The following is a 25,360-nucleotide window of genomic DNA, read 5'->3' as shown; positions in this document are numbered from 1 at the left end:
AATAATCTGGATTCAAGTGATTGCACTTTACGGGAAATGCTCAAAAGGAGAATGACATGAAAAGGTTGCAGGACAAGGTCGCAATCATCACCGGCGCCGGTTCGGGCTTCGGTTCGGGCATGGCGCGCCGGTTTGCAGCCGAAGGCGCAAAAGTCATTCTCGCCGACGTGAATGTAAAGCGTGTCGAGGACGAGCTTGCCGATATCGGCAGCGACAGTCTTTCCGTGCAGGCGGATGTGTCGCGCAAGGACGATATGGAGCGCGTGGCGCGCACGGCTTTCGAAGCGTTCGGGCGCATCGACATCATGGCCAACAATGCCGGTTTTACGCATCGCAACATGCCGCTGACGGACGTGACGGAGGACAGTTTCGACCTGATTGCCGCCGTCAATATGAAGGCGCTTTATTATTCCACGCAGATCATTGTGCCGATCATGGAGCATCAGGGCGGCGGCGTCATCATCAACACGGCTTCGGCAACCGCGCTGCGCCCACGCAAGGGGCTTGTCTGGTACAGCGCGTCGAAGGGCTGGATTATCAGCGCGACCAAGGCAATGGCACTGGAGCTGGCGGAGAAGAATATCCGCGTCAACTGTATCTGCCCCGCCGAAAGCGACGGCGAGGGGCTGAAGCTGTTTCTGGACGAAGATACGCCGGAGGCGCGCGCGGCGCTGAAGCGCACCATTCCTCTCAATCGGTTTTCGACGCCGGAGGATGTGGCGGAAGCCGCGCTCTGGCTGGCCTCGGACGCCGCCTCCATGGTGACGGGCACCGCGCTTAATATCGACGGCGGGTATTCCATTTAAAGAATTTCCAGCAAAAGCGTAAAACGCTTTTGCTGGAAATCATTTCATGAAAGTGCAGTCGTCATCAATCAATAGCATTGCTGCAATGTGCCGCCATTTGCAATGCATGCTTTGACGCAGTTCCAGTCCGGTTCATCCTCACCTGCCGGGATGCACACGATGGAATTGCTTGTTTTTACGGCCGAAGCTGCGGTCGCGGCAGAAACATAGGATGTCATGACAAGTACAGGTAGTGAAAGTGCAAAAATAAACTTTTTCATAATTCATTTCTCCTGATGTTTATTCACGGATATATTTTTATAATAGAGATTTAAATTATAAAATAACAATGTTGAGCCGGAAATTATTTACATATCGAAACTTGCGGGCGATCTGTTAGGCCGGATTTAGAACATAATCCGACCGGCGTGAAACGAGGATCGATAAGATTATGTTTGAATGATAGGAAGTTAGAGCGCCGATCTGATCCAATCAGATCGAAACGCGCTCTATCGGCGTGAGGCGCGCCGCAGGACGGCCCAGTTGTACATCGCGCCGGCCGCCATCATCAGGCATGTGCCGAGAAAGACCGCCCGCATGCCGAAGTGACCGCCGACGAAACCGCCAGCGACGGGGCCGGCAACTTGGCCCACATATTGCGCCGAGACGGAATAGCCCAGAATGCCGCCCGCCACACGGTCGGGGACATTGTGCCTTATGACGCTGGTGATGCAGGGCAGGAGACCGCCCAGCGCCAGCCCCATCAGAAAACGCAGGCCGATCAGCTGCCAGGCTTGCGTCACGAATGCCTGCGGGATCAAAAGCAGCGCGGAAACCGACAGCGCCCCGATGATGACGCGCGTGTGGCCGATGCGGTCGGCAAGGCGCCCCAACCGCGAGGACGACAGGATGCTGCCCAGCGCCGCCGCAGCCATCACCACGCCGGAGATGAGTGTCACTTTCGTCTGGTCGTCCATCAGCTGCATCACATAGACGGTGATGATCGGCTCGATCGACATATTGGCGAAAAGCAGCAGCATGCCCGTCACCAGCATGGCGATGACCGGTTTTCTGTCGGGGATCGCGGCCCAGATGGATTGCGCCTTCTGTTCGCTGGTTGGCTTTGGCGGCTTGCGTTCCTCGCGGATCAGAAAGGTCGTGGCCAGGAATGTGAGGAAGATCACGCCGCCCGCCAGCCAGAAGGTGGCGCGGATGCCGATCAGCGGCGGCAGTGCGCCGCCGAGCAGCGGACCGGCCAGATTGCCGGCCATGATGCCCGCCGAAAGCGCGCCCAGCGCCCAGCCGGTCTTTTCCTTTGGCGTCTGCGTGGCGACGAGGATCATCGAACCCGACGAATAGCCGCCCGCAATGCCCACGAAAAGCCGCAGCGCCACCAGTTGCCACACGCTTGTCACCATGCCGATCAGCGACATGGCGATGGCCATGCCGAGGCTGGCGCGGATCAGCATCAGCTTGCGCCCATAGCGGTCGCCGAGCCTGCCCCAGAGCGGCGCAACGAAGGCTGCGGCCAGAAAGGTCGCGCCATAGGCGATGCCAGACCATTGCACGATGGCCGCGTGATCGGCGACGCCCAATTGCTCCACATAAAGCGGCAGGAAGGGCAGGAGAAGCGACATGGCAATGAGCGTCGTGAAGGAACCGATGAGGCAGATCAACAGGTTCTGCTTCCAGTAGCGTTCGTGGTTTTCGTCGGCAGTTTCGTCCCTGGCGGCGGCTTGGGCGGTGCTCATGTCATGTCTCGCGATTGCAATGTATTCCAATTTGGGATACCAAAACGGCATGCATGAATGCGCCTGTTGAACCGGCTTGTCAATCGTGGCGCGGATACAGGATGGAGAATGGTCGCCAATGTCACAGATGAGGCAGGTTGAGACGCAGCTTCGCGACATGATCCTCGGGCTGGAACTGGGGCCGGGCGAACGGCTGACCGAGCGCTGGATCGAGGCGCGGTTTTCCGCTTCGCGCACGCCGATCCGGGCCGCACTCCTGCGGCTGGAGGCGGAGGGGCTCATCTGCCGCGAAGGGCGCGGCTGGACGGTCTCGCCGATCAATCTTGGCGAAATCGAGCAGATCGGCGTCTATCGCGAAGCGCTGGAAATTGCCGCGTTGAAACTCACCTGCGCGCTTGAGGATCGCAGCCACGTGGAACCGATTGCAGCCATGCTGGATAGCTGCGATGCCGAAACCTCACGCGAGGAATGGCACCGTATCGGCATGGATTTTCATATCGAACTGGCGCGATTGTCCGGCAATGAGTTTCTCAGCCGCGGCGTGCGCGATGCCATGCAGCGCCTTTCACGGGCGCGCTGGCTGGAGGTGCGCGACGCGGCGGCGCTCGCCCGCGCATGGGCCGAGCACCGCGCTATTCTGGACGCGGTGCGCGAAGGCGATGCCGACAGGGCGGCGGCCTTGATGCGCGCCCATCTGGAGGGAAGCCGCAGCCGCCTCGTCAGCAATCTGCACGAGGACCGGCGCGGCCTCAAGGCGCGGGGCTTTGCCGTCATCAGCGGCTGACACAGTTACCGCCATTCGGGCAGCTTATGGCCGTCCCGCGAATAATATTGCGTGCGTCCGTCAGCGATGCCGATATCCCGCAGGAGATATTCCGGCGAATGTTCGGTGATGACGACATGGGCCCGTTTGCGGGAAAACAGGCGTGAAAACAGGACGCTCCAGCCGTTGCCAGCCTCGGGGCAGGTGGGGGACATTGTGGCGGTTGCGCAGGCAGAATCGAGGTTTTTCATGATCTCACCTATCGAATGAAGCAGCGGTGGGAGACCGTTGCCCGTTAAACTCTGCCTATAGGTATGCGCCGGAAAATCTTTGTTTTCCAATTGAACCTCGATTATCATGCATAAGGAGGACTTATGTATCATGACGGCAGCGCTTCCCCCCTTATCGGCCATTCGCGTTTTTGAATCCGCCGCCCGCCATGCCAGTTTCACCCGCGCCGCGGAGGAACTGGGCATGACGCAGGCCGCGGTCAGCTATCAGATCAAGATATTGGAGGAGCGCGTCGGCGCGCCGCTGTTTCTGCGCCGTCCCCGGCAGGTGGAGCTGACCGATATCGGGCGGCGTCTCGCCCCGGCCCTGACGGAAGCCTTTGAAACGATGCGCGGCGCCTTTGCGAGCCTGCGCGCGGATATGGAGGGCGTGCTGACGATCAGCGTCCTGGCGACCTTCGCCGCCAACTGGCTGGTGCATCGGCTGGGCTCGTTCCAGATGCGCTTTCCATCGCTTGCCGTGCGGCTGGAGACGAGCGACCAGTTGATCGACTTCGCGACAGTGAATGTGGATGTGGCGATACGCAGCGGCAAGGGACACTGGCCGGGGCTTGAGGCGCATGAGCTGATAAAGGCCGAATTCACGCCGATGCTCAATCCGGCACTGGCCGAAAGCGTGGGCGGGATTCATGAGCCTGCCGACCTTTTGAAACTGAAGGCCATCGATGCGAGCGATCCGTGGTGGAAAATCTGGTATGCGGCTGCGGGTATCGACAATCCGCAAATCCAGGGCAACACGCAAAACCGCTTCGGCGCGCAGCATCTGGAAGGGCGCGCCGCCGCAGCCGGGCAGGGCGTGGGCATATTGACGCCAGCCTTCCATCGGCTTGAAATCGCTTCCGGCCAGCTTATCCAGCCTTTCGATCTCGTCTGCGACAATGGCCTTGCCTATTGGCTGGCCTATCCGAAAAGCCGCCGCAACGCGCCCAAGATCCGCGCATTCCGGGAATGGATATTGAGCGAACTCGACTGCGGTTGACGGGCAGCACCGGCGGCGTCGGCGACGAAATCGAAAAAAATATCGGTCCAATGTCACATCCGGCATTGCTGTCTCGTCATGTCTGTCGAACCCCTTGAACCGAAAGGAACGATACCATGACCCCTCTGCTCAATCCGTTCGATGTTGCGCCCGCCACGATGAAATCCTGGATGAATGCCTCGCTGACCATCGCATCCAGCCTGGAAGCGAGCCTGATCGAGCTTGTCAAAATCCGCTCCTCGCAGATCAATGCCTGCGCCAATTGCATCAACATGCACACGCTTGAGGCACGCTCCCTGGGCGAGACCGAGCAGCGCATCTATTTGTTGTCGGCATGGCGCGAAGCACCGTGCTATTCTGAGCGCGAGCGTGCGGCGCTGGGATGGGTGGATGCGCTGACACGCCTGTCGCAAGGCCATGATCTGGAGGATGCCCGCACCGCCATGCAGGCACAGTTCACCGAGGAGGAGCAAGTGAACCTGACGCTGATGATCAACATCATCAATGGGTGGAACCGCATGGCGGTCGGCTTTGGCCTCTGGTTTGAACCGGAAGCCAGGAAGCCCGCAGTCAGGGCAGCCGTATAATGGCCGACATATCCTCGCAAGGCGATGCCGCCGAAAGCTTCGATCCGCTGCGCCCGAAACTGATCCGCGTTGCCTATCGCATGTTGGGCTCGGTCGCCGATGCGGAGGATATGGTGCAGGAGGCGTTCATCCGCTGGATGAACGCCGACCGCAGCGCGGTGCGCGAGCCGGAAGCCTTTTTGCGCCGCACCGTGACCCGCCTGTGCCTCGATTTTCTGAAATCCGGGCGCAACCAGCGCGAAACCTATTTCGGCCCGTGGATTCCCGACCCGCTTGTCGAAGAGGAGGCGGATGACGATGTCACCCTGCCGCTCATGCTGGCGCTGGAGCGTCTTTCGCCCTTGGAACGCGCCGCCTTCCTGCTGCACGATGTGTTTGGGCTGGATTTCGACGAGATCGCCAGAACCATCCAGCGCGATGCCGCCGCCTGCCGCCAGCTTGCGGCGCGCGCCCGCAAGCATGTGCGCGAGGAGCGCCCGCGCTTTCAGGTCGACAAGAAGCGCGGGCTTGAACTGGCGGAGGCCTTCTTTGCGGCATCGCGCAGCGGCGACATGAATGCGCTGGGTGCGATGCTGGCAGCGGATGTGCACATGCACGCCGATGGCGGCGGCAAGCGCCCGGCCTTCCCGAAGCCTGTTTTCGGTTTCGACGAGGTGATGAAGACCCACGAGAAGCTGGCGGGCTATTTCCACGGCAACCAGTCCACGCTTTTGCGCATCGTTTTCATCAATGGCCTGCCGGGCTTCATCACGCGCGAGGCAGATGGGGAAATCCAGACGACGGCGCTCGATATCGAAGACGGCAGGATTGTCGGCATCTATGTCGTGCGCAATCCCGACAAGCTCAGGCATCTGCACTGAACTCCGTCGCGGTTTTTTCGGGAGACATGCTTGTTTGTTTCAAGCATGTCTTTATCCCGAAACCGGTCTCCACTTTCGGGAGACATGCTTATTTGTTTCAAGCATGTCTTTGTCCAAAAACCGGTCCCCACTGTTTGGAGACATGCTTATTTGTTTCAAGCATGTCTTTATCCAAAAACCGGTTCCCACTTTTTGGAGACATGCTTTATCCGATCAGGTAGCGGCAGAGGCCTGCAGCACCGATGCCGATCAGCACGGTCGGCAGCATGGAAAAGCGTGTCGCGGCGAAGATCGTGATTGCAAGCGCAATCAGGTCGGCAGGCTTGTCGGCCACGAAATCGGGCGCGATGACCGAGATCAGAACGCAGCCCGGCGCTGCTTCCATCACCGCCGTTGCGCGCTTGCCGAGCGTGCGGTTGCGCAGCAGCACATAGCCGCCGATCCGCGTGAGATAGGTGACGCTTGCCATCAAAACGATGGTCAGAACGGCGAGTGGGTCGATCATTCTTCACCTGCCAGCAGATAGGCTGCAACAAGACCGGACACGGCACCGGCGGCGACATACCAGGCGCCGGGAATGGTGAGATAGGTGAGCGCCGCCACCACAAGGCTGACCAGCCATGGGCGCGCGGCGGCAAAACCTTTCCACATGCCCGCCAGCAGAACCAGAAACACCGCCGGGAAGGCCATGTCGAAACCATAGGGGCGCAGGTCGCCCATCATCGGGCCGAAGGCCGCGCCAAGCGTCGTGAAGACCACCCATGCGAGATAGAACGGAATGGCCACCCCGGCATAGAAGGTGAGGCTCAACGCCGGATTGACGCCTTTCGACTGGCGGCGTTTGGCATCCGCAAGGCCGAGCGCCCAGCTTTCATCGCACATCAGAAACAGGCTCGCGAAAGCCTTGCGCTTGGGCAGATGGCGGATGAAGGGCGCCAGAGCCGCCCCCATCAGCAGGTGGCGGCTGTTGACCAGAAAGGTGATCGCAACGATCAGCAGGACATGCGGCGGCGAGGTCCAGAGCTGGATGGCCGCGAATTCCGATCCGCCTGCAAAGTTCAGCCCCGTCATCATCGGCACTTCGACGATGCTCAGGCCCTTTTGCGCGGCCTGCGCGCCCAGAACCAGCGCATAGGGAATGATGCCAAGCAGCACCGGCAGGCCGGCAGCGGCCCCGCGACGGAATTCCGAGCCGCGCCCGGATCTGCTTTTTTGAGGCGCATAGGCCTGTGAAATATCCATAAAATTCCCGTTGGCTGGTCGTTGGTTCGCAACCGCCCCTTGCTCAGTCTCTTGCCTGTTTGCTTGAGAAGTTTTGCAACTATAACCAATCCCGCGAGCAATTTGGTTGCGAATTATCTCTCCTTGCATCAAAGTTTGGCAGGAAATGCCAGTAATGACGACAAAAATGGAATTGAAAGCCAATGAAGCTGGATGAGATCGACAAACGGATTCTGCGCGTGCTGCAACGCGACGGCCGCATCGCCAATAATGATCTCGCGCGCGAGGTCGGCCTTTCGCCTTCGCCCTGCCTGCGGCGGGTGAAGCTTCTGGAAGAGGCGGGCGTGATCGACCGTTATGTCGCCGTGCTGAACCCGGCCAAGGTCGGCAAGGGGCTGACCTTCTTCACCCGCATCCGGCTGGACCAGCAGGACGAGGAAACGCTGCAAACCTTCGCCAAGGAGATATTGAAGCTGCCGCAAGTGCTGGAATGCTATTTCATGCTTGGCGATTATGATGCCATGATCCGGGTGGTGGCGGCGGATATCGAGGATTACCGCCGCTTCCAGTCGGAATATCTAAGCCGCATCAAGGGCGTTCAGAACCTGAAGACCGACGTGCCGAGCCAGACGGTCAAGCAGACTTCCGAAATGCCGCTGTAGCCTCCTCTGCGGCCCGGTTTTGCGTAATGGCCGGATCGGGCCGCGCCAGTTCAGCGTTGACATGATCGGCCAGTTCGAAGAAGCGCCTTCGTACCAGCGGCGCATAGGGATTGGCATGTTCGATGGCTTGAAACACCTCCGGCGCATCGTGGCGAACCATGCCGACCGCCTGCATCAGAAGGTCGAAGCTTTTTGTCGTCATGCGGGCGGGCAGCGGTTCCATCTGCACCAGAACCCTGGCGATCAGATGCGTCAGCCCCTGCACCATTGCCGCCTCGCGGTCATGGTCTTCCGGTGTCGTCACGATGACATCAAGCGCAAGATGCCTTTTCAGAAAGGCTGCAACGCGGTGGTATCGTGTGCCGCGCACGGGACAAAGGGCGATTTTCAGACCGGCAATGCCCTCGCGCGCGCTCTGGGGCCCGAAAAGCGGATGGGTGGCGACTATATCGACATAAGCGGGCAGGCCGCGCCGCATGATATCGGCAGGCCCGACCTTGACCGACCCCACATCGAGAACAAGTGCGCCGGGGCGCAAATGCGGCGCGATCGCCTCCACCACGCGGTCAAGCGTTGCAACCGGCGTTGCGAGGATGACGATATCGCACCGGGCGGCCTGTTCCAGAGAGGTCAGCGTGACGCCATGGATATGCGCCGTCTGTTCAAGACCTGCGGCAGAATCATAAGCATGGAACTGGAAATACGGGCCGAGGCAACGGGCGATAAGCTGCCCGAATGCACCAAAGCCGATAATGCCAATTTTCATATGCCGATTGTTGTCGCGAGACATGGACTGGACCTCTTTATGGCCGCATGGCCAGAGGCGCTGTCCTTGAAACTCAACCGCTGGCAATGCAGCGGTTGAACTATGACAAAGCAAACCCGCCGCTATGTGAGCGGGGCGTAATAAGACCGGGTGCTGATGTGTGCTTTGTTCATGCCGTCTAGCTATGTCTGCTTTTGGGCGATGTCAATATGCTGCCTATTTCAGATAGGCGCGAACCACATCGACAAGTTCGCCTGCGCCTTCGTCACGCTCCTTTTGCGGAAGATCGCCATCGGCCACATGCATCAGAATGTGATCTTCGATCACTTCCGCCATCAGCCCGTTGACCGCGCCGCGAACGCCCGCGATCACCTGCATGACTTCGGCGCAGCCCTTCTCGTCTTCGAGCATCCGTTCCACGCCCTCAAGCTGGCCGCGAATGCGGCGCACCCGGTTGATGAGCTTCTGCTTTTCGCGGATGGTGTGGTTCATGGATGCTCCTGAAATCTGAACGGTCAGGCGGCGCGCGGTTCCACCTCTACCGTCACATGCGACAAATCATGGATGGCTGCAAGCTTGTTCCGGTAATAGGATGGCGCTTGCGGCTGTTCCACGATGATCGAAACAATGGCGCCATGATGGCCAGGCCCCAGTTGCCAGACATGCAGATCGGCGATTTCCCCGCCCTCGCGGCTGATGATTTCGGCGATCTCTTCCGGCAGGTCTTCGTCCGCCGGCAGGTAGTCGAGAAGGGTGGAGCCGGTGTCCTTCATCAATCCCCATGACCAGCGCGCGATCACCAATGCGCCGACAATGCCGATTGCCGGGTCGAGCCAGAGCCAGCCATAGAGGCTTCCCATCAACAGCGCTGCAATGGCAAGCACCGATGTCAGCGCATCGGCGAGCACATGCATATAGGCCGCGCGCAGGTTCTGGTCATGATCGCCCGCATGGTCGTGGTGATGATGGCCGTGATGGCCATGGTGGTGAGCGTGATCGTCTCTCAAAAGCCAGGCACAGACCAGATTGACGACAAGCCCGATGACCGCGACCAGAATGGCTTCGTGAAAATTGATGCTGACCGGGGCCGTGAAACGCAGAAAGCTTTCCCAGCCGATAAGCAGGGCGATCAGCGCCAGAACGATCGCACTGGCAAACCCCGCCAGGTCGCCGAGCTTGCCGGTGCCGAACGTGAACCGCGAATTGCGCGCGTGCTTGCGCGCATAGAGATAGGCAAGCGCCGCAATCAGCATTGCCGCCGCATGGGTGGACATATGCCAGCCGTCGGCGGTCAGCGCCATGGAGCCAAAAAGGTTTCCGGCGACGATCTCGATTATCATCATCGTGGCCGTAATCGCGATCACGATCCAAGTCCGCTTTTCGTTGCGCTGGTGGTTCTCACCCAGAAAAACATGCTCGTGTCTGGAACCGCGATGGTGTCCGGGATGTTCAGGATGATGATGCAGGCTCATTGGCATAACCTCTCTATTAGCATAGGGGGGTATACTATTCTTGGAAGGCTGACAATTCACGTTTTGGTATGGGGAAAAATCCTCAGCTTCAGGAGCGAAACCGAAGGTGGGGTGGTTCCCCCCAATCCCTTGGCAAGGTTTCGCGACGCCAGGATGGAGGTTTTTGCCATATCCCACGCGGGCGAAGCCCCCGAACGGCTGAAAAACTCACCTTTCGAGGTAGGGCTTACGCCTATTCGAGAAGGCTTTTGGCCTGATTGCCGGAATCTTTTCGGGGACGGGATCGGTTAAGATCAGCATCGTTGACTTGGGGCAAGGCATTGAAGCGTCGCAGACCCGCGCAATGGGCGACGACGCTTCATATTTTGAAGCTGCGCATCGTGCCTTGCCGGAAATCCAGGCTGATTTTCGGGCCGGTGCCGTAACAGGAAGAGCGGAGGGATTCATGTCTTCAGAAGAGAACGGCCATTCGCCGCGCAGCCGAGCGCGACGGCATTTTCTGGGCCTCACAGCCGCCACCGCCGCCAAGGTTGCGGCGCTGGGTGCCCTGGCTTCAACCATGTCGCGGCCATCGCAGGCCCTGGGCACGAAATGGTGGGAAAGCGGCGGCGGTTCCGGTTCCAACTGCCTTCTGAAAGGCACGCTCATCGAAACGCCGGACGGGCCGGTGGCGGTGGAGGCATTGTCGGTCGGCGATCTCGTGACGACGGCCCGCGGTGAAGCGCGCCCGGTCAAGTGGATCGGCTGGCAGAGCTACCGAAAGGGCGGCGCGGCATGGAATGAGAACGTGATGCCGATCTGCGTCAAGCGCTATGCCATCGACGGAAAGACCCCGCATCGCGACCTTTATCTTTCGCCTAACCATGCGTTGCTGATCGATGGCGTGCTGATCCGGGCAAAGGATCTGGTCAACGGCCGGAGCATAGCCCGTATGCCGACGGATAGGACTATCGACTATTACAATATCGTTCTCGACAGCCATGAAGCCGTGCTGGCGGAAGGCGCTGCGGTGGAAACCTATCTGATGCGCGGCGACAGCTACAAGAGCTTCACCAATTTTGCCGAATATCGGGAACTCTATCCTGACGAGGCCCATATCGCCATGCAGCCCTTTGCGCCGATCATGGGCTATGAGGGCGCGCGCCAGCACATGCATGCACTGTTATGCATGAGCGGTGTTCTTCCGCTGCGCGACGTGGTGGAGGAAACCTATCGGCGTCTGGCGGCAAGGGCAGGGGAAAGCGTGGCGTAAGATAGTGCGTTCGATGGGGAGGAGGCAGGAAAGGCGGGATGCCAGTGGCACTCCGCCTTTCTTCGCAAAACCGGTTCCCACTTTTGGGAGACATGCATTAAATCCTGTCCATCAGCGCATACCATGACAGGGCGAGGAACAAGAGCGGCGAGCGGAAGGTGCGCCCGCCGGGGAAGGCTGGAATGCGCAGTTCCTCGAAGAGTTTCAGCCGGTCGCGATTGCCTGCAAGCGTCTCTGCATAGAGCTTGCCCATATAATTGGCCAGCATGACGCCATGGCCGGAATAGCCGCCTGCGGAAATGACACCGGGCATCACTTCGCGCACGAAGGGCTGGCGCGGCATGGTGATCCCGACCGAACCGCCCCAGGCATGGGTGATTTCGACCTTGTTCAGCGCCGGGTAAATTTCGGCGATCTGGCGGCGGATATGCGTGCTGATGTCGCGCGGATTGTCGGCTGTATAGGCTTCGCGCCCGCCGAACAGCAAGCGACCGTCCTTCGAACGGCGGAAATAACGCACAACGAAACGGGAATCGTCGATGGATTCACCGCCCGGAATGACCGTACTGTCGTCGCCGAGCGATACTGTCGCGCCGATGAAGGAGCGGATCGGCATGACATGCGAAGCGCTGACCGGCTCCAGCAATCCGCCATAGGCATTGACCGCGATGAAGGCGTTTTTCGCCACGATGGTTCCGCGATTGGTTTCAACCTCGACCCGCCCGCTTGCCGTGCTGATCCCGGTCGCCTTTGTGTCTTCAAACAGCTTGGCGCCTGCCGCATGTGCCGCTTTTGCGGTCCCGACAAGCAGTTTCAGCGGATGGATATGGCCGGTGCCTGCATCATAGACGCTGCCATGATAGCGTTCGGAACCGAGCAGGCGCGCCGTTTCTCCCCGATCGAGCAAGCGCAGATGCGGATAGTTGAAGCGGCTTGCCATCAGTTCGACATGGCGCTCATACGACTTCAGATAGCGCGGTTTGTGCACGACAGAAATATGGCCGGGCACATATTCCATGTCGATCCCGTGTTCGTCGGCAAAGGCGAGGAGATAGGCTTTGGCTTCTTCGGCCACGTCGAACAGGGCTTTGGCGCGCTCGAAGCCATATTCGGCTTCAAGGTCCTCGGCCCATGTGCGCTGGCCGGTGCCGAACTGGCCGCCATTGCGCCCCGACGCGCCGTCACCGAAGCGCGCGCCGTCGATCAGAACCACATCCGCGCCCTGCTTTGCCAGATGATAGGCTGCCGAAAGCCCCGTATATCCGCCGCCAATGACAACGACATCCGCCTGTCGCGATCCATCCATCTCGGAATATTGCGGACGGTCGGGAACGGTCGCCTCGTACCAGGAATAGCCGGGCGAGATTGGGGATTGGTATGGCATTGGCGATTCCGTGTTAGGAAATTAGGGGAGTAAGGGAGTAGGGGAATAAGGGAATAAGGGAGTAGGTCAGGTTTCCGATAGTTTGCGGATAAGAAGCCGTAGCAGTTTTCCGACACTTGCGCTCATGGCCATTATGGGTTCCATTTTCTCGTTTCTGATGAAACCCAACCTTTCGGCGATGAGCAAGTGGGTTTCCATTTCTTTCAAGGAGCCTTGGGCAATACGGAGAAATTGCTGATATGCACCGCGCGTATCGCGGCCATATCCTTCCGCGATATTGGCGGGGATCGACACCGCCGCTCGGCGGACCTGGCTTGTCAGGCCATAGAGTTCCTCTTTGGGCCAGGCTTCCGTCGATTTATAAATGGCAGTCACGAGTTCCATTGCTTGCTGCCAAACAAGAATATCGCGATAGGATTTGATTGACACAACTATGCCCCCGCATATTTTTTACTCCCTTACTCCCTTACTCCCTTACTCCCTTACTCCCTTACTCCCTTACTCCCTTACTCCCTTACTCCCTTACTCCCTTACTCCCTTACTCCCTTACTCCCTTAAACATTCAACAACAAAAACTCGCGTTCCCACGGGCTGATGACTTCCATGAAGGTTTCGAATTCGGCGCGTTTGATGGCGGCATAGGTGGTCATGAAGGAACTGCCGAACAGGTTGCGCAGTTCGGTGTCCTGCTCGAAAAGCTCCACCGCGTCGATCAGGCCGCGGGGCAGCTCGATTTCCTTGGTGTTGACGCTGGTGGTCGCAGGCTGTTCAGCTTCAATCTTGTTCACGAGGCCGATCAGGCCGCAGGCAAGCGAGGCAGCAAGGGCAAGATAGGGGTTGGCATCGGAGGAGGGGATGCGGTTCTCCACGCGGCGCCCATTGGGGTCCGAACGCGGCACGCGGAAGGCAGTCGTGCGGTTGTCATAGCCCCATTTGACGTTGACAGGCGCGGAAGCATCCGGCGTCAAACGGCGGTAGGAGTTCACATAGGGCGCGAACATGACAAGCGCATTCGGCACATGGCGCTGCATGCCGCCGATGAAATTGCGGAAGGCTTCGCTTTCGCTGCCATCCTCATTGGTGAAGATGTTGCGCCCGGTCTTCTTGTCGACGATAGACTGGTGGATATGCATCGCCGATCCCGGCTGGCCCTGAATGGGCTTGGCCATGAAGGTGGCGTACATATCGTGTTTCAGCGCCGCCTCGCGGATCGTGCGCTTGAACATGAAAACCTGATCGGCAAGTTCCACCGGGTCGCCATGGCGCAGGTTGATTTCAAGCTGGCCCGCGCCTTCCTCGTGGATCAGCGTGTCGATCTCCAGCCCCTGACCTTCGGAGAAGTGATAGATGTCGTCGATCAGTTCGTCGAATTCGTTGACACCGGCAATCGAATAGCCCTGACCGCCGCCAATGGCCCGGCCCGACCGGCCGACGGGCGGTGTCAGCGGATAATCGGGGTCGGGGTTCTTGCGCACCAGATAGAATTCGATTTCCGGCGCCACGACCGGCTTTAGACCGCGCTTGTTGTAGGCGGCAACCACATTGCGCAGCACATTGCGCGGGGTGAACTCCACCGCGCGCCCGTCCTGATAGACGAGGTCGCAGATGACCTGCGCGGTCGGATCGGATTCCCACGGCACCGCCGAAAGCGTCGAGAGGTCCGGCACCAGCTTGAGGTCGCCGTCATCTTCCGGATAATGGAAGCCGTAGCCGTCCTCCGGGTAAGCCCCGGAAATCGTCGTCATGAAAACGGCGGAAGGCAATGCCAGCGAGGTATTGGAGGTGAATTTCTTCGACGGCATCATCTTGCCGCGGGCAACCCCCGCCTGATCGGGGGTGATGCATTCGATGTCTTCGATGTCGCGCCAGGCAAGCCATTCGGTCGCCTGTTTCCAGTTTTTCACCCCGCGAAGAGATTTGACATAGGCAGGCGTACGGCGACGCGGCGCACGCGCAACCTTCTTTTCCGTCGTATCAGCAGACATCCATCACCAGAAAATGATTTCGATAGCAGCATGATAGCTGTGCCGGCCCTTAATGACAAATGGGTTGGCCAAGCTTTTGTGTGCGCCATTGCGCAAAGCGCACACAATTGAAGACGGCGTGTCAGAGGCCGAAATGGCCCTTCAGCGCGGGCACGTTCGTCACCAGCTGGTCGATCAGCTGCGGGTCGTGGTCGCGCACGTAAGTGATGACCTGTCCGCCCGCCTCGGTGATCTGTTCGCTCGACAGGCCGCTGGCGCGAAGCGTGGCGGCGGCTTTCAGAAGCGCGCTCATCTTTTCGCCCGCTACATTGTCCATCAGGCCGGATAGCGCGCCCATGATGCCGCCGGCGTTGTTGGCAAGCACGTCATGGGCGTTTGCCAGTTGCAGCGCATCCGGCAGGAGCGCGAAAATCTTGCTGCCGATCTCCGGCGCGCTGTGCTGCAATACGGAAAATACCGAACCGGCAAGCTTTTCCGCAAGCTGCGGGTCGATGTTGATCCTTGTGGCGATATTGTCGATGAGCGATTGCACTGACATGAAAGTTCCTGTGTTCCTTGCCCCCGCAAGGGGATGTTTTCATAAGCACCCGGAGGCACAGTTGCCCGGCGGGTATGCTGTGCTGATGCACGAAGCAGGTTCTGACAGGATTGAGTGAATTTTCGATCAATGTCGCGCGGTGGCAGTCTTCGCGCGAAGCAGGGTCTACAGGTGCTTCATGTCCGCACCTGAAAAAAACCCCGACTGGCAGCGCCAGCCGGGGAGGTCAGTTGAGGAAATCCGAACATAAAGCGAGAGGCAGATCAACCCCGTTTCATCGAATTTTGCGAACAATCGCCGGTTTGGACATTCTGTCGCTGCCAAAAGCAAGGTGCATGAACATGGCGGCGACGGCGATTGTTGAGAGCATCGTCATTTTTCGTGGGTGACGATGACCGGGATCAAAAGATCGCCCCAGTTGCCGTCGCCGCCATGATGACGGGCGGAGCGGACCAGTTCCACCGAAACGCCTGCCTCGACCGCCTTCATGACGGTATAGTTGAGGCGATGCAGATCGTTGGCGAGCATACGGATGATGGTCTGCTGATCCGTGTTCATGCTCGAAGATTGTTCTTCTGCTCTTTCCTTGACGCGTGCTGGCGAATTCATGGAACTGTTCCTCCTGGTTTGGTGGTCCGGCTGCTACTCGGCAGCCGGTCTGAACTGTGCGGTTTCGGTCGATTCCTTCATGGCGGTGGTCGAAGACTGGCCGCCGGTGATTGCAAGCGACACGGCATCGAAATAGCCGGTGCCGACTTCGCGCTGGTGCTTGGTTGCCGTGTAGCCATCGGCTTCGGCTGCAAATTCCGCCTGCTGCAACTCCGAATAAGCCGCCATCTGACGGTCCTTGTAGCCGCGCGCCAGTTCGAACATGCCGTAGTTGAGCTGGTGGAAACCGGCCAGCGTGATGAACTGGAACTTGTAGCCCATCGCGCCCAGCTCGCGCTGGAACTTGGCAATCGTGGCGTCGTCGAGGTTCTTCTTCCAGTTGAACGACGGCGAGCAGTTATAGGCGAGCAGCTTGCCCGGATGCGCCTTGTGCACGGCTTCCGCGAAGCGGCGGGCCTGTTCGAGATCGGGCTTGGATGTTTCCATCCAGATCAGATCGCAATAAGGCGCATAGGCAATCGCACGGGCGATGCATGGCTCGATGCCGTTCTTCACTTGATAGAAGCCTTCCGCCGTGCGGCCTGCCTCGTAATCGACGAAAGGCTGGTCGCGCTCGTCGATATCCGAAGTCAGAAGCTTGGCGGCTTCCGCATCCGTGCGCGCCACGATGAGGGTCGGCGTGCCCATGATGTCGGCTGCAAGGCGTGCCGCGTTGAGGTTGCGGATATGCGCCGCCGTCGGGATCAGAACCTTGCCGCCCAGATGGCCGCACTTCTTTTCCGAAGCAAGCTGGTCTTCAAAGTGAACGCCAGCGGCGCCTGCCTCGATATAGGCCTTCATGATCTCGAAGGCGTTGAGCGGGCCGCCAAAGCCTGCCTCGGCATCCGCCACGATGGGCGCAAACCATGTGTCGACCGAAAGTCCCTTGCCTTCGGCGGTTTCGATCTGGTCGGCGCGCTGCAGCGTGCGGTTGATGCGCTTTGCAAGCTCCGGCCCGGCATTGGCCGGATAGAGCGACTGGTCGGGATACATGGCCGATGCCGTGTTGGCGTCGGCGGCAACCTGCCAGCCGGAAAGGTAGATCGCCTTCAACCCGGCGCGAACCATCTGCATGGCCTGGTTGCCGGAAAGCGCGCCGAGCGCATTGACGAAATCTTCCTCATGGATCAGCTTCCAGAGGCGGTTTGCACCCATTTCGGCCAGCGAATACTTGATGTCCACCGAACCGCGCAGCCTTTTCACATCTTCGGCCGAATGCGCACGTTCAATACCGTCGAAACGGTTCTTGGGTGCCGAAGGGATGAGGCTGTAAAAATCTGTCATTTCGGTGTCTCCTCGTGGTGGTATCCGGTTTTTGAAGACCGCTCGGTCGGCGTTCTTTCTGTGACCAGATTTACAATCGGCTGGCCGGATGCGCCAGAAAAAGCGTAATTTCCGGCATAAAATTGAGGTAATGCTGTCGGGATATTGACTGCGGCGGGCTGTAAATTTGTAAATCTTGTCAAAAGGCTGTTTTGGCGATATCTTGTCACGAGTTGTAAATATGAAAGGTCGCGGGGGAGGGTGAGGCTTTGAGCGAGCGCAAGATTTTTGCAGGGCCGCGCATCCGGCGCATTCGCAACGAACGCGCCCTGACCCAGACGGCGATGGCCGAAGCGCTCGGCATTTCGCCGTCCTATCTCAATCTGATCGAGCGCAACCAGAGGCCGCTCACGGTGCAGCTTCTGCTGAAGCTTGCGAGCGTCTACAAGCTCGATCTCGACAGCTTGCAGGCCGAAAGCGGCTCCACGATCACGGGGCTGAAGGAAGTGTTTTCCGATCCGCTTCTGACCGGCGAATTGCCCGGCGATCAGGAGCTGGTGGAAATCGGCGAGGCCGCGCCCAATGCAGCCGTCGGCATCATGAAGCTTTACCGTGCCTATCGCGAGCAGCAGCAGCGCCTGTCCGATCTGTCAAAATTGCTTTCGCATGAGGGCAGCGACGCGCAGCTTGCCGCCACCCGCCTGCCGCTGGATGAGGTGCGCGATGTCATGGCGCGGCGCGCCAACCATTATCCGCGCATCGAGGAAGAGGCGGAAAGCTTTTACGCCCTGCTCAGGCCGGATGGCGATTTGTCGAGCGCGTTGAAGGACTGGCTGCGTCGCGAACACGGCATCACGGTTCGCGCGCTGCCTGTCGCCACCATGCCGAACTGGCGCAGGCGGTATGACCGGCATTCGCAGCGGCTTTTCATTTCCGAGCGTCTGTCGCCTTTCGATCAGTTGCAGGAAATCGCCATGGAAGCGGCGTTGATCCGCATGCAGGTGATGATCGGCGCGGAAACGGAAGGGCTGAAACTGTCGTCGGGCGAGGCGAGGCGCATCGCCCGGTTCGAGCTGGCGCGCTATGCCGCGCAGGCCTTGATGATGCCGTATCGCCAGTTTCGCGATGCCGCCGTGCGGGCGCGTTACGATGTCGATGTGCTGCGCACGCGCTTCGGGGTTTCGTTCCAGCAGGCGGCAAATCGGCTCACCACCTTGCAGCGGCAGGGATCAAGCGGGCTGCCCTTTTTCGTGATGGAAATCGATCATGCGGGCAACCGGCTGCGCGTGGCTGGCGCGGAAGGTTTTCCGGCCCGCTTTGGCGGGCAATGCCCGAAACTGCCCGTCTATGCGGCCTTCGCGCAAGCCGGCCAGGTGCTGGTCGAGCCGGTGGAATTGCCGGACGGTTCCGCTTTTCTGACCATTGCCCGCACGCTTGAAGGGCCGCAGGGCGCGTTCAGCGAGCGTCCGCGCCGCACGGCGCTGCTGCTTGGCTGCGCGCTGGAGGCGGGCGTTGAAACCGTCTATGGCGCCTCGCTTTCAAAGGCGGGCAATACGGAAACCGGCCCCGCCTGTCGCCTGTGCGAACGGCAGGGCTGCATCACCCGCGCCGAACCGCCGCTGACGCGCCCACTTGGTCTGGACGAGATGGTGGCGGGGCTTTCCGCCTTCGACTTCCAGTAGGGGCGCGATATTTCGGTTGTGTTGGCCTGCAAATGGCACGGTTTTGCGCTTGCCGCGGCTCACCTACCCAAAAGTACGCTCCGCTCCGGTTCTCAAACCCCACCATTTTCGGCTCAGCACAACCAAAATCTCATCGCCCCTTGGTGGGCCTTTTGGTGGCCCCCTTGGCGGGCGCCTCGGGCGGAGAGACGGATGGGGCGGGTGGAGCCTGTGATGCAATTTTTATGTTCGTCCCGTCATGAGCCTGTTGACGAACGCTGTGCAATCTAAAAAAGTGCGATAAAGAAACATTATATCCACCTTGAGCCTGCACTGGAATTTATCGTGCAGATTGGAGCAAATGATGGGGATCAAATCCTTCCTTCTGGCAACGACCGTTGCGACGGGTTTTGTAGCGGCTGCCACATTTTCCGCAGGCGCGCAGGAGCGGGTGGTCAATATCTACAACTGGTCGGATTATATCGACGATTCCATCCTCAAGGACTTCACCAAGGAGACCGGGATCAAGGTCGTCTACGACGTCTATGACTCCAACGAAATTCTGGAAACCAAGCTTCTGGCTGGCGGCAGCGGCTATGATCTCGTGGTGCCGTCGGGCGAATTCCTTGGCCGTCAGATTCCGGCGGGCGTGTTCCTGAAGCTCGACAAGGACAAGCTGCCGAACCTCAAGAATATGTGGGATGAAATCTCCACCCGTGCGGCAACCTACGATCCGGGCAACGAATATTCCGTCAACTATATGTGGGGCACGACCGGCATCGGCTATAACAAGGCCAAGATCAAGGAAGCGCTCGGCACCGACACGATCGACTCCTGGGACGTGCTTTTCGACCCCGAAAAATCGGCGAAGCTGAAAGATTGCGGCATTTACCTGCTTGATTCCGCGAGCGAAATGCTGCGCCCGGCGCTGAACTATCTGGGTCTCGACCCGAATTCCCCGTCGCCCGACGATTTGCAGAAGGCGCAGGATCTCTATCTCAACATCCGCCCGAACATCCGCAAGTTCCACTCGTCAGAATATATCAATGCGCTGGCCAATGGCGATATCTGCATGGCTGTCGGCTATTCCGGCGATATTTTCCAGGCCCGCGACCGCGCCGAAAAGGCCAAGCAGGGCGTGGAAATCGGCTATTCGATCCCGAAGGAAGGCGCGCTGATCTGGTTCGACCAGATGGCGATCCCGGCAGACGCCAAGCATGTGCCGGAAGCGCTGGAATTCATGAATTACATGATGCGTCCGGAAGTGGCGGCAAAGGCGTCGAACTATGTGTTCTATGCCAATGGCAACAAGGCCTCGCAGGCGTTCATCGACAAGGAAATCCTTGACGATCCTGAAATCTACCCCTCCGAAGAGGTGATGAAGAAGCTGTTCGTGCCGACGCCATACGACACCAAGACCCAGCGCGTGGTCACGCGCGCCTGGACCAAGATCGTCACGGGTCAATAACGCCCGCTGGGGTAGGCCCAGTGAAATCGTGAAGAGCGGCTCACTGTTCATCAGGGAGCCGCTTTCTATCTTGTGACAGCATATTCAAGCAGATTCCGGCAGGCTTATAGGGGAACGGAATGGAATCTTTTGGCAGTTTTCGCCGCAAGTTTGCGCCTTGGAACGATCCGGCGGCCAAGCCCTTCATTTCTTTCGAGAATGTGACGAAGATTTTCGGCGATTTCACCGCCGTGGACAATCTCTCGGTCAATGTTTTCAATCGGGAATTCTTTGCACTCCTGGGGGCGTCGGGCTGCGGCAAGACCACGCTGATGCGTATGCTGGCGGGCTTCGAGGAGCCGACGTCGGGCCGCATCATGCTTGACGGTCAGGATATGCGCGGCATTCCGCCCTATAAGCGCCCCGTCAACATGATGTTCCAGTCCTACGCGCTGTTTCCGCATATGACGGTGGAGAAGAACATCGCCTTCGGCCTCAAGCAGGACGGCATGGCGAAATCGGAGATCGATGCCCGCGTCGCCGAAATGCTGAAGCTCGTGAAGCTGGAGCAATATGGCAAGCGCAAGCCGCACCAGCTTTCCGGCGGCCAGCGCCAGCGCGTGGCGCTGGCCCGTTCCGTCGCCAAGCGCCCCAAGGTGCTGTTGCTGGATGAGCCGCTCGGCGCGCTCGACAAGAAGCTGCGCGAGGAAACCCAGTTTGAACTGATGGATTTGCAGGTCAAGCTCGGCATGACCTTCATGGTCGTCACCCATGATCAGGAAGAGGCCATGACCATGGCCGACCGCATCGCGGTCATGGACAAGGGCCGCATCATGCAGGTGGCGACGCCTGCGGAAGTCTATGAAGCGCCGCGCTCCAAATTCGTGGCCGATTTCATCGGCAATGTGAATATCATCGAGGGCGAGGTGGTGAAGGCCGCCAATGGCGAGGCGGAGATCGCCACCGAGAAATTCGGCTTCCACATCCACACCGAAACCCGCGAACAGCTCAATCCCGGCCAGAAGGTCTGGTTTGCGGTGCGCCCGGAAAAGACCCGCATCTCGCGCGAGAAACCGGATGAGGCCGCCGTCAATGCGGTGGAAGGCGAGCTTTGGGATATCGCCTATTTCGGCGACATGACGGTGTTCCATGTGCGGCTCGACAATGGCCGCACCATCAAGGCCGCAAGCCTCAATGCCGTGCGCAAGACCGAAAACCCGCTCACCTATGATGAGCGTGTCTGGGTTTCATTCGATACCGATGCCGGTCTGGTGCTGACAGCCTGAGGAAGGGGCAAGCTTATGCAGAGGGTGATCGCTTCCATAGCCAGCCGCCTTGTCATCGCAGTGCCATATCTGTGGCTGCTGGTGTTCTTCCTTGTGCCGTTCTTCATCGTCTTCAAGATATCGCTGTCGGAAGTGGCGATGGCGATCCCGGCCTATACGCCGACCTTCGATCTGGCACAGGGATTTGCCGGCATATGGGAGAAAATCAAACAGCTCTCCTTTGATAATTATCTGTGGCTGCTCGACGATCCGCTCTATTACAAGGCCTATCTGTCGAGCGTCCGCATTGCCGCCATTTCCACCGTTCTGACGCTGCTTGTGGCCTATCCGATGGCCTATGGCATTGCGCGCGCGCCGACCACCATCCGCCCGACGCTTCTGATGATGGTGATCCTGCCGTTCTGGACCTCGTTCCTCATCCGCGTCTATGCATGGATCGGCATCCTGAAGCCGGAAGGGCTGCTCAACCAGTTCCTGATGGCGCTGAACGTCATCGACACGCCGCTCAACATCCTGAACACCGACACGGCGGTTTTCATCGGCATCGTCTATTCCTACCTGCCATTCATGGTGCTGCCGATCTATTCGTCGCTGGAAAAGATGGATTATTCGCTGATCGAGGCGGCGCAGGATTTGGGCTGCACACCCTTTGCCGCCTTCTGGAAGATCACCTTTCCGTTGTCGCTGGCGGGTGTTTTGGCCGGCTGCTTCCTGGTCTTCATTCCGGCGGTGGGCGAATTCGTCATCCCGGACCTTCTGGGCGGTTCGCAGACACTCATGATCGGCAAGACGATCTGGAGCGAGTTCTTCTCCAACCGCGACTGGCCGGTCTCCTCGGCGGTGGCGGTCGTGCTGCTTATCCTGCTGATCGTGCCGATCGTGATCTTCCAGCAGGTGCAGGCGCGGGCACAGGAAAAGGGGAAATAGGATGCAGAACAACTGGTCCCGCTTCAATATCGCATCGGTGGCGCTGGGCTTCGCCTTCCTCTACCTGCCCATCGTCCTGCTGGTCATCTATTCATTCAACGAATCCCGGCTGGTCACGGTCTGGGCGGGGTTCTCGACCAAATGGTATGGGGAGCTGTTCCGCAATCAGGCCCTGATGGATGCGGCCTGGGTGACGATCCGCGTCGGCCTCCTGTCTGCAACGATTGCGACGGTTCTGGGCACGCTCGCAGCCCTTGCGCTCACGCGCTATACCCGCTTTCGCGGGCGCATCCTGTTTTCCGGCATGGTCTATGCGCCGCTGGTCATGCCGGATGTCATCACCGGCCTGTCGCTGCTGCTGCTCTTCGTGGCGATGAATTTCGACCGCGGCTTCTGGACGGTGACGCTCGCCCACATCACCTTTTCCATGTGTTTCGTGGCGGTCGTGGTACAGTCGCGCCTCGTCAGCTTTGACCGCTCGCTGGAAGAAGCGGCGATGGATCTCGGCGCGCCGCCGGTCACGACCTTCATGAAGGTGACGCTGCCGGTGATCCTGCCTGCCGTGGTTTCCGGCTGGATGCTCGCTTTCACCCTGTCGCTCGACGATCTGGTGATTGCAAGTTTCACCTCCGGTCCGGGTGCAACCACGCTGCCGATGAAAATCTACAGCCAGGTGCGCCTTGGCGTGACGCCGGAAATCAACGCGGTCTGCACCATTCTCATCGCGCTGGTGACAACGGGCGTGATCATCGCCTCCATCATCAACAAGCGCCGCGAGGTGCAGCGCCGCCGCGACGAGCAGGCCGCATTCCGTCTGGGATAAAGGGGAAGGGGTTTACTGCCCCGTTCCCATGGATGATGGCGAGATAAAGGGCCGGTCCCACGAGCCGCCGACAAAGAAATGAAGCGGCGGCTTGGCAGGCGGTGTTTCGGCGGGCTGTTGGCCGTCCGCGCTGTTTTCCTGCGGCTGTTGCGGCTGGCTGTTCGGAAAAACCACCTCGCCGCTCAGCGCCAGGCTGCGATCCACGAAAGGCACGATGCCAGCAAGCGTCAGCGTGCCGTCGGACGTATCGAGCTTCGCATTTTCAAGCGTCGCCACGCCGTCGGACAGATTGGCCTTCACATCCAGACGGTTGAAGGCGAGCGCGATATTGTCCTTCCGCTCCAGCGCGAAGAAGCGTTGGGTCTGCGCCTTGGCCAGAAAATCCTGCACGGCAAAACCCTGCATCTGGCCATTGGTGAGCTCTATGGAGATATTGCCCTGCGCATTGGTCAGAAGGCCGGACCAGCGATTGGCCGGGCCCTTCATGAACAGGGAAACATTGCCCTTGCCGCTGATGAAGGGCTTGTCGAAGCCCAGAGCCGCAAAAAACTGCGAACTGTCGATATCGCTGGCATTGAAGCGCAATTCGCCGCTGGCGCTCTTCAAGTCGCGCACGATCTGCACATTGGCTTGCAGGATACCGTTGAAGGCCTTGGCGTCGCCAATGTCGAAAATGGCGCGGCCGCCGCGAATCTGGACCGCGGCCGCCACACCCGTCATCGTCACCGGCCCGGCGGTGGCGCTTTGCGCGGAAAGGCGCAGATCCACTTCCGCCCGGTCGATGAAACTCGTGTCGACGACATCGCGGTCAGGGTTGTTGCGCTCGTTTGGCGAACGCGCGCCGCTGTCGGGCAACGGTATGAAAGCCGAAAACAGGCGGCGAAGGTCGAGCTTGTCGAAGGCCAGCGTGCCGGTGACGGCAGGCTGTTCATGCTCCAGTCCGATTTCGATCACGCCTTTGGCGGGGCTGTCATTGGCGGTCATTGCCACATCGGCGAATTTCAGCCGTTTCGGCGTCGCGGTGAGGGCGGATTCCAGCGAGAAAGCACCAATTTCGGCGCTGCCCGCAATGGGCGGGAGGTTAAGCCAGCGCACCGCGCCGCTCAGCGACGGGGTCTTGGCCGTCAGGTCGCCTTCAAAAAAGCGGTCCTTGGAAATATTGGCCTTGCCCTGAAAAGTGATGCTCAGTGGTTTGGCGGTCAGGCTCGCGGTCACATCCGATGTGCCGCCTGCCAGAAGCGTCAGGGCTTGCGCCGCCGTCAGCCCGAACTGGAACGGCTCGTCGCGCCATTTGGCGCTGCCTTTCAGCGTTGCGGCGCTCGACGTGCGCGGCCATTCCAGCGTGGCGTTGACATTGGTGATCTGTTCGTCGCTGGTGATTTCCGGCTCGCTGCCCGGACGGTTGAAGGCAATCGTTCCATCGCGCACCACGACACGGCCAAAGGGCTGCGATGCCTGCTGGGCGGCCTGCGCATTGTCGCCGGAACCGCTTTGCTGCAAGGCGCGCTGCGCGCGGATGGCGGTGCCGAGCCGCCCGTTGGAATTGGCGATGGCGTCAAGAAGCTGCGAAAAATTTGAAACCGGCCCGTCGAGATTGACATGCGGGCGCACGATCTGCGTTTCGGAAAAGGCGATATGCCCCATAATGGCATCGAGCGGCGAAAGCTCCACATCGATGCGGTCTGCGCTCATGAGCGGTTTCTGGCCCTGATCGGTCAGCTTGCTGAGCGTGACCCCGTTCAGGGATGCGCGCAGAACGGGGAAGACTTTCAGGCGCGGGGCTTGCCGCAGTTCAACGCTATAGCCGGTCCAGGCGCTGATTTCCTGCGCGACGCGGATGCGGATCGCATCGGTGGAGACGATGAAGGGCACCACGGCCAGCAAGGTTGCTGCAGCCGCGGCGCAGAGAATGACGAGCGCAATTATGAGGCGCATAAATCGGGGCCAGCGCATCAACCATCCAATCCGGAGCTTCAAATATTTCGTTTCCACATGCCGTTATCGCAAAAC

The 25,360-nt window shown here is 59.5% G+C and carries 27 protein-coding genes; 12 read left to right on the top strand and 15 right to left on the bottom strand.

What is annotated here, in order from left to right:
• Positions 1-56 precede the first annotated feature (56 nt).
• Positions 57-806, top strand: a complete 750-nt coding sequence (locus AVM02_RS15400; protein WP_411507799.1) for an SDR family oxidoreductase — start codon at positions 57-59, stop codon at positions 804-806.
• A 68-nt stretch (positions 807-874) separates the two neighbouring features.
• On the opposite strand, the gene AVM02_RS15395 is transcribed toward AVM02_RS15400, so the two are convergent.
• Together AVM02_RS15395 and AVM02_RS15390 are read right to left on the bottom strand one after the other, a co-directional pair.
• Positions 875-1,066, bottom strand: a complete 192-nt coding sequence (locus AVM02_RS15395) for a hypothetical protein (RefSeq protein WP_411507798.1) — start codon at positions 1,064-1,066, stop codon at positions 875-877.
• A gap of 228 nt (positions 1,067-1,294) precedes the next feature.
• A complete protein-coding gene (locus tag AVM02_RS15390; protein ID WP_411507797.1) occupies positions 1,295-2,536 on the bottom strand; it encodes a multidrug efflux MFS transporter in 1,242 nt (413 codons plus the stop codon).
• 118 nt (positions 2,537-2,654) lie between these two features.
• On the opposite strand from AVM02_RS15390, the gene AVM02_RS15385 reads away from it, so the two are divergent.
• The gene (locus AVM02_RS15385; RefSeq protein WP_411507796.1) at positions 2,655-3,320 is read left to right on the top strand and encodes a GntR family transcriptional regulator; all 666 of its coding nucleotides are present in this window, start codon (positions 2,655-2,657) and stop codon (positions 3,318-3,320) included.
• Positions 3,321-3,325: 5 nt separating this feature from the next.
• Here AVM02_RS15385 and AVM02_RS15380 read toward each other — a convergent pair whose 3' ends face one another.
• Positions 3,326-3,550 carry a hypothetical protein gene (locus tag AVM02_RS15380; RefSeq protein ID WP_411507795.1) on the bottom strand — a complete coding sequence of 75 codons (225 nt, stop codon included), beginning with the start codon at positions 3,548-3,550 and terminating at the stop codon, positions 3,326-3,328.
• A gap of 130 nt (positions 3,551-3,680) precedes the next feature.
• Between AVM02_RS15380 and AVM02_RS15375 the strand changes: the two genes are divergently transcribed.
• The 3 genes from AVM02_RS15375 (at position 3,681) to AVM02_RS15365 (ending at position 6,015) form a co-directional block, all read left to right on the top strand.
• Positions 3,681-4,568 carry a LysR substrate-binding domain-containing protein gene (locus AVM02_RS15375; protein ID WP_411507794.1) on the top strand — a complete coding sequence of 296 codons (888 nt, stop codon included), beginning with the start codon at positions 3,681-3,683 and terminating at the stop codon, positions 4,566-4,568.
• Between the two features lie 116 nt (positions 4,569-4,684).
• Entirely contained in the window at positions 4,685-5,155 is a 471-nt protein-coding gene (locus AVM02_RS15370) for a carboxymuconolactone decarboxylase family protein (RefSeq protein ID WP_411507793.1), read from the top strand.
• Entirely contained in the window at positions 5,155-6,015 is an 861-nt protein-coding gene (locus tag AVM02_RS15365; RefSeq protein ID WP_411507792.1) for a sigma-70 family RNA polymerase sigma factor, read from the top strand. Before AVM02_RS15370 ends, AVM02_RS15365 begins: the two co-directional genes overlap by 1 nt.
• Positions 6,016-6,220: 205 nt before the next feature.
• Here the strand turns inward: AVM02_RS15365 and AVM02_RS15360 are convergent, their stop codons facing one another.
• Together AVM02_RS15360 and AVM02_RS15355 are read right to left on the bottom strand one after the other, a co-directional pair.
• The gene (locus AVM02_RS15360; RefSeq protein ID WP_411507791.1) at positions 6,221-6,520 is read right to left on the bottom strand and encodes an AzlD family protein; all 300 of its coding nucleotides are present in this window, start codon (positions 6,518-6,520) and stop codon (positions 6,221-6,223) included.
• Positions 6,517-7,257 carry an AzlC family ABC transporter permease gene (locus AVM02_RS15355; RefSeq protein ID WP_411507790.1) on the bottom strand — a complete coding sequence of 247 codons (741 nt, stop codon included), beginning with the start codon at positions 7,255-7,257 and terminating at the stop codon, positions 6,517-6,519. Before AVM02_RS15355 ends, AVM02_RS15360 begins: the two co-directional genes overlap by 4 nt.
• A gap of 182 nt (positions 7,258-7,439) precedes the next feature.
• Here AVM02_RS15355 and AVM02_RS15350 point away from each other — a divergent pair, with 182 nt between their 5' ends.
• On the top strand, positions 7,440-7,898 hold the full coding sequence (locus AVM02_RS15350) for an Lrp/AsnC family transcriptional regulator (protein ID WP_006473061.1): 459 nt from the start codon (positions 7,440-7,442) through the stop codon (positions 7,896-7,898).
• On the opposite strand, the gene AVM02_RS15345 is transcribed toward AVM02_RS15350, so the two are convergent.
• From AVM02_RS15345 to dmeF, 3 genes are all read right to left on the bottom strand, one after another.
• Entirely contained in the window at positions 7,870-8,688 is an 819-nt protein-coding gene (locus tag AVM02_RS15345; protein ID WP_411507789.1) for a prephenate dehydrogenase/arogenate dehydrogenase family protein, read from the bottom strand. The two genes, AVM02_RS15350 and AVM02_RS15345, sit on opposite strands and share 29 nt — an antisense overlap.
• A gap of 192 nt (positions 8,689-8,880) precedes the next feature.
• Positions 8,881-9,156, bottom strand: coding sequence for a metal/formaldehyde-sensitive transcriptional repressor (locus AVM02_RS15340; protein ID WP_411507788.1), 276 nt, complete (start codon positions 9,154-9,156; stop codon positions 8,881-8,883).
• Positions 9,157-9,179: 23 nt separating this feature from the next.
• Complete coding sequence (gene dmeF, locus AVM02_RS15335) at positions 9,180-10,136, bottom strand: CDF family Co(II)/Ni(II) efflux transporter DmeF (protein ID WP_411507787.1); 957 nt, start codon at positions 10,134-10,136, stop codon at positions 9,180-9,182.
• Positions 10,137-10,581: 445 nt separating this feature from the next.
• Between dmeF and AVM02_RS15330 the strand changes: the two genes are divergently transcribed.
• Positions 10,582-11,388 (top strand): Hint domain-containing protein, encoded by an 807-nt coding sequence (locus AVM02_RS15330; RefSeq protein ID WP_411507786.1) that lies wholly within the window; start codon positions 10,582-10,584, stop codon positions 11,386-11,388.
• Positions 11,389-11,485: 97 nt separating this feature from the next.
• On the opposite strand, the gene AVM02_RS15325 is transcribed toward AVM02_RS15330, so the two are convergent.
• From AVM02_RS15325 to aceA, 6 genes are all read right to left on the bottom strand, one after another.
• Positions 11,486-12,772, bottom strand: coding sequence for an NAD(P)/FAD-dependent oxidoreductase (locus AVM02_RS15325; protein WP_411507785.1), 1,287 nt, complete (start codon positions 12,770-12,772; stop codon positions 11,486-11,488).
• Between the two features lie 66 nt (positions 12,773-12,838).
• On the bottom strand, positions 12,839-13,201 hold the full coding sequence (locus AVM02_RS15320) for a four helix bundle protein (protein ID WP_411507784.1): 363 nt from the start codon (positions 13,199-13,201) through the stop codon (positions 12,839-12,841).
• A gap of 125 nt (positions 13,202-13,326) precedes the next feature.
• Positions 13,327-14,757: a glutamine synthetase family protein gene (locus tag AVM02_RS15315; RefSeq protein ID WP_411507783.1), complete on the bottom strand. Its 1,431-nt coding sequence runs from the start codon at positions 14,755-14,757 to the stop codon at positions 13,327-13,329.
• Positions 14,758-14,878: 121 nt separating this feature from the next.
• Entirely contained in the window at positions 14,879-15,295 is a 417-nt protein-coding gene (locus AVM02_RS15310; protein WP_411507782.1) for a DUF2267 domain-containing protein, read from the bottom strand.
• A gap of 372 nt (positions 15,296-15,667) precedes the next feature.
• Complete coding sequence (locus AVM02_RS15305; protein ID WP_002964713.1) at positions 15,668-15,904, bottom strand: hypothetical protein; 237 nt, start codon at positions 15,902-15,904, stop codon at positions 15,668-15,670.
• Between the two features lie 33 nt (positions 15,905-15,937).
• Complete coding sequence (aceA, locus tag AVM02_RS15300) at positions 15,938-17,227, bottom strand: isocitrate lyase (protein ID WP_411507781.1); 1,290 nt, start codon at positions 17,225-17,227, stop codon at positions 15,938-15,940.
• 248 nt (positions 17,228-17,475) lie between these two features.
• On the opposite strand from aceA, the gene AVM02_RS15295 reads away from it, so the two are divergent.
• The 5 genes from AVM02_RS15295 to AVM02_RS15275 all read left to right on the top strand — a co-directional run bounded on the left by AVM02_RS15295 (position 17,476) and on the right by AVM02_RS15275 (position 23,350).
• Entirely contained in the window at positions 17,476-18,888 is a 1,413-nt protein-coding gene (locus AVM02_RS15295; RefSeq protein WP_411507780.1) for a helix-turn-helix domain-containing protein, read from the top strand.
• A 343-nt stretch (positions 18,889-19,231) separates the two neighbouring features.
• Complete coding sequence (locus AVM02_RS15290) at positions 19,232-20,335, top strand: polyamine ABC transporter substrate-binding protein (RefSeq protein WP_411507883.1); 1,104 nt, start codon at positions 19,232-19,234, stop codon at positions 20,333-20,335.
• A 119-nt stretch (positions 20,336-20,454) separates the two neighbouring features.
• Positions 20,455-21,600 (top strand): ABC transporter ATP-binding protein, encoded by a 1,146-nt coding sequence (locus AVM02_RS15285; RefSeq protein ID WP_411507779.1) that lies wholly within the window; start codon positions 20,455-20,457, stop codon positions 21,598-21,600.
• 15 nt (positions 21,601-21,615) lie between these two features.
• Positions 21,616-22,527, top strand: coding sequence for an ABC transporter permease subunit (locus tag AVM02_RS15280; RefSeq protein ID WP_411507778.1), 912 nt, complete (start codon positions 21,616-21,618; stop codon positions 22,525-22,527).
• A gap of 1 nt (position 22,528) precedes the next feature.
• Positions 22,529-23,350 (top strand): ABC transporter permease, encoded by an 822-nt coding sequence (locus tag AVM02_RS15275; RefSeq protein WP_411507777.1) that lies wholly within the window; start codon positions 22,529-22,531, stop codon positions 23,348-23,350.
• Between the two features lie 12 nt (positions 23,351-23,362).
• Here the strand turns inward: AVM02_RS15275 and AVM02_RS15270 are convergent, their stop codons facing one another.
• A complete protein-coding gene (locus AVM02_RS15270; protein WP_411507776.1) occupies positions 23,363-25,303 on the bottom strand; it encodes an AsmA-like C-terminal region-containing protein in 1,941 nt (646 codons plus the stop codon).
• Positions 25,304-25,360: the final 57 nt, after the last annotated feature.

The sequence above is a fragment of the Brucella anthropi genome, from assembly GCF_046630315.1.
In the GTDB taxonomy this organism is placed as follows: domain Bacteria; phylum Pseudomonadota; class Alphaproteobacteria; order Rhizobiales; family Rhizobiaceae; genus Brucella; species Brucella anthropi_A.
This window is presented reverse-complemented; position numbering and strand designations above follow the sequence as displayed.

Bases quoted from the DNA above. Each gene is read 5' to 3' on its own strand.
- AVM02_RS15305 (WP_002964713.1), bottom strand. From the start codon at position 15,904: ATGAATTCGCCAGCACGCGTCAAGGAAAGAGCAGAAGAACAATCTTCG.
- AVM02_RS15325 (WP_411507785.1), bottom strand. From the start codon at position 12,772: ATGCCATACCAATCCCCAATCTCGCCCGGCTATTCCTGGTACGAGGCG.
- AVM02_RS15315 (WP_411507783.1), bottom strand. From the start codon at position 14,757: ATGTCTGCTGATACGACGGAAAAGAAGGTTGCGCGTGCGCCGCGTCGC.
- AVM02_RS15330 (WP_411507786.1), top strand. From the start codon at position 10,582: ATGTCTTCAGAAGAGAACGGCCATTCGCCGCGCAGCCGAGCGCGACGG.
- AVM02_RS15380 (WP_411507795.1), bottom strand. From the start codon at position 3,550: ATGAAAAACCTCGATTCTGCCTGCGCAACCGCCACAATGTCCCCCACC.
- AVM02_RS15365 (WP_411507792.1), top strand. From the start codon at position 5,155: ATGGCCGACATATCCTCGCAAGGCGATGCCGCCGAAAGCTTCGATCCG.
- AVM02_RS15375 (WP_411507794.1), top strand. From the start codon at position 3,681: ATGACGGCAGCGCTTCCCCCCTTATCGGCCATTCGCGTTTTTGAATCC.
- AVM02_RS15400 (WP_411507799.1), top strand. From the start codon at position 57: ATGAAAAGGTTGCAGGACAAGGTCGCAATCATCACCGGCGCCGGTTCG.
- AVM02_RS15285 (WP_411507779.1), top strand. From the start codon at position 20,455: ATGGAATCTTTTGGCAGTTTTCGCCGCAAGTTTGCGCCTTGGAACGAT.
- dmeF (WP_411507787.1), bottom strand. From the start codon at position 10,136: ATGAGCCTGCATCATCATCCTGAACATCCCGGACACCATCGCGGTTCC.
- AVM02_RS15360 (WP_411507791.1), bottom strand. From the start codon at position 6,520: ATGATCGACCCACTCGCCGTTCTGACCATCGTTTTGATGGCAAGCGTC.
- AVM02_RS15275 (WP_411507777.1), top strand. From the start codon at position 22,529: ATGCAGAACAACTGGTCCCGCTTCAATATCGCATCGGTGGCGCTGGGC.
- AVM02_RS15350 (WP_006473061.1), top strand. From the start codon at position 7,440: ATGAAGCTGGATGAGATCGACAAACGGATTCTGCGCGTGCTGCAACGC.
- AVM02_RS15290 (WP_411507883.1), top strand. From the start codon at position 19,232: ATGGGGATCAAATCCTTCCTTCTGGCAACGACCGTTGCGACGGGTTTT.
- AVM02_RS15270 (WP_411507776.1), bottom strand. From the start codon at position 25,303: ATGCGCTGGCCCCGATTTATGCGCCTCATAATTGCGCTCGTCATTCTC.
- AVM02_RS15395 (WP_411507798.1), bottom strand. From the start codon at position 1,066: ATGAAAAAGTTTATTTTTGCACTTTCACTACCTGTACTTGTCATGACA.
- AVM02_RS15340 (WP_411507788.1), bottom strand. From the start codon at position 9,156: ATGAACCACACCATCCGCGAAAAGCAGAAGCTCATCAACCGGGTGCGC.
- AVM02_RS15345 (WP_411507789.1), bottom strand. From the start codon at position 8,688: ATGTCTCGCGACAACAATCGGCATATGAAAATTGGCATTATCGGCTTT.
- AVM02_RS15310 (WP_411507782.1), bottom strand. From the start codon at position 15,295: ATGTCAGTGCAATCGCTCATCGACAATATCGCCACAAGGATCAACATC.
- AVM02_RS15370 (WP_411507793.1), top strand. From the start codon at position 4,685: ATGACCCCTCTGCTCAATCCGTTCGATGTTGCGCCCGCCACGATGAAA.
- AVM02_RS15280 (WP_411507778.1), top strand. From the start codon at position 21,616: ATGCAGAGGGTGATCGCTTCCATAGCCAGCCGCCTTGTCATCGCAGTG.
- AVM02_RS15385 (WP_411507796.1), top strand. From the start codon at position 2,655: ATGTCACAGATGAGGCAGGTTGAGACGCAGCTTCGCGACATGATCCTC.
- AVM02_RS15390 (WP_411507797.1), bottom strand. From the start codon at position 2,536: ATGAGCACCGCCCAAGCCGCCGCCAGGGACGAAACTGCCGACGAAAAC.
- AVM02_RS15355 (WP_411507790.1), bottom strand. From the start codon at position 7,257: ATGGATATTTCACAGGCCTATGCGCCTCAAAAAAGCAGATCCGGGCGC.
- aceA (WP_411507781.1), bottom strand. From the start codon at position 17,227: ATGACAGATTTTTACAGCCTCATCCCTTCGGCACCCAAGAACCGTTTC.